This window comes from Marinobacter sp. SS21 (assembly GCF_028369065.1).
Taxonomy (GTDB): Bacteria; Pseudomonadota; Gammaproteobacteria; order Pseudomonadales; family Oleiphilaceae; genus Marinobacter.
In genome coordinates this window covers 1-2,199 of the sequence record NZ_JAQNDA010000024.1, presented here as the reverse complement: position 1 = coordinate 2,199, position 2,199 = coordinate 1, and the positions used below count along the sequence as shown (strand labels likewise).

Annotated in this window: 2 protein-coding genes; both read right to left on the bottom strand. The window is 62.3% G+C overall.

Annotation, left to right across the window (positions count from 1 at the left end; genetic code table 11):
• On the bottom strand, window positions 1–698 hold a 698-nt coding region (gene istB, locus N6L25_RS17630), incomplete at its 3' end, for an IS21-like element helper ATPase IstB (RefSeq protein WP_271983145.1).
• Window positions 699–708: 10 nt separating this feature from the next.
• On the bottom strand, window positions 709–2,199 hold a 1,491-nt coding region (gene istA, locus N6L25_RS17625; protein ID WP_271983143.1), incomplete at its 5' end, for an IS21 family transposase.

Sequence of the window (2,199 nt, the reverse complement as noted above, 5' to 3'; positions counted from 1 at the left end):
AGAGCCCAGCGATGGGCGTTGTGCATGAGCCGATCCAGGATGGCATCCGCCAGGGTGTTATCGCCGATGGCGGCGTACCATTGATCGGTGGGTAGTTGGCTGATGATCATGGTCGAGTGGGTGCCGTGGCGGTCATCCATAATCTCCATCAGGTCGTTCCGATGTGCCGGTTTCAGAGCTTCCAGCCCCCAGTCATCCAGGATCAGCAACTTCACTTTGGCCAGCTGGTTCAGCGTCTTCTGGTAGGTGCCGTCGGCCTTGGCCTGGGTCAGTTCCAGCAGTAACCGGGAGACCCGGTAATACCGGGTGCTGAGTCCGTTCAGGCAGGCCTGATGCCCCAGCGCACAGCCGAGGTAGGTTTTACCGCTGCCGCAGGGGCCGGTGATCAACAGATTCTGGCCACGCTCCAGCCAGTCGGTCTGAGCCAGTTGGGCCACCTGAGCTTTTTTCAGGTTGCGGGGGTGCTGGTAGTCGATGTCCTGGATCGAGGCCCGGAGCTTGAAGCGGGCCTGGCGTACCAGACGATCCTGTTTCCGGTGTTCCCGGGTCTGGAACTCCCGATCCAGCAACAGCTCCAGGCGTTCGGCGAACGGCAACTCGTCATAGGTGCCTGGCTGGTTTTGCTGGTGCTCCAGAGCGGCAGCCATGCCGCCCAGCTTCAGATCTTTCAGTCGTGCCAGGGTCTGTGTCGTGCTCATGGTTGATGTCCTAGTGGAAGCTCTTCGGGCCACGGATGTTCTCGTGGTGCTGAGGGAGTTCGGCGTTCAGGGGCAGCGGTTCCGGCAGCTTGTCCCGGTTGCTCCGGAGGATGGCCTTGATGTGCTTCAGGCGGTTCAGGCCTTCCCGATTGGCGATGCGGCAGCCGGCGTTCAGGCGTTGGCTGGGGTACTCCCGAGTCAGGTTGAGTAACCCGAGACAGACCCGGTAAGCCTGTTCCGGGTGCTCCCGCTCATCCAGCCGCGCACTGACCCAGGCGAGGGTGTCTGGCCCGATGTCCCGGGCCCAGTGCTTGAGGCGGCCAGGTGTCCATTGCTGCTGTTTGCGATGGCGGGTAGGCATGTGACCGGCCTCGGTGGTGGTACCCGGCCTGTGACGCCGTGGGTGGCTCGCCACCTGGCGTTGCCGGAAGTGAACCTGCACCAGATGATCGCTGGCCTGGACTTCTACCTGCTCGCCCACGTACTGGTGAGGCACCGAGTAATGGTGCTGATCGAACTCGATGTGGTAATCGATATTAACCCGGCAACGTCGGATCTCGACGTACTCATAGGGCTGTTTCGGCAAGGGGCGCAGGGCTGGCCGATCCAGTGTCTCGAAGGCGGTCTGCCGGTTGCCCGGCAGCCGCCGGAACGGGCGGCTGTTCAACTCTTCGAGCAACGACCGGATGCACTGGTTGGCTTCGGCGAGGGTGAAGAAGGTGTGGTGACGCAACCGGGCCAGGATCCAGCGCTCCACGATCTGCACGCCCACTTCTGCCTTGGATTTGTCCTTGGGCTTGTAGGGCCTGGCCGGGAGGATGGCCACCTGATAGTGCTCGGCCAGTTGCTGGTAGCTGGGGTTCAGCTCCGGATCATACCGGCAGGCCTTGCTGACCCCGCTGCGCAGGTTGTCCGGCACGACCATCTCCGGAATGCCGCCGAAGTATTCGAAGGTGCGCATGTGACTGGATAGCCAGTCACGCAGCCCCTGGCTCCAGGTGGCTTCGGCATAGGTGTAGTTGGAGGCACCCAGCACCGCCACGAACACCTGAGCGGTGCGCACTTCACCGGTCTGCGGATTAATGATCGGCACGGTCGGGCCGCAGTAATCCACGAAGCACTTCTCACCGGCCTTGTGGGTCTGGCGCATGGAGCGCTTTTGCTGCTTCAGCCAGTGCCGGTAACGGTCGCAGTATTGGGAGTAGCTGTAACAGCGGTTGGGATACCGGGCCGTGTACTCCTCCCATAACAACTGCTTGGTCATCCCCTTACGCTTGAGTTCCTGATGCACGGTGGCCCAGTCGGGCACCTGGTAGCGAGTCGATGTGGTGGGATCGGCACCGGGATAGAACAGGGCCGCCAGGCGGCCATCGTCCAGATCCTCGGGCAAGGGCCAGTTAAGATTTAGGGCATCGGCCCGGGACAGCAACTTCTGGATGGCCCCGACACTGGTCTTGGTGCTGGCGCTGATTTGCCGGATCGAGAGCCCGGCTTCCAGCCT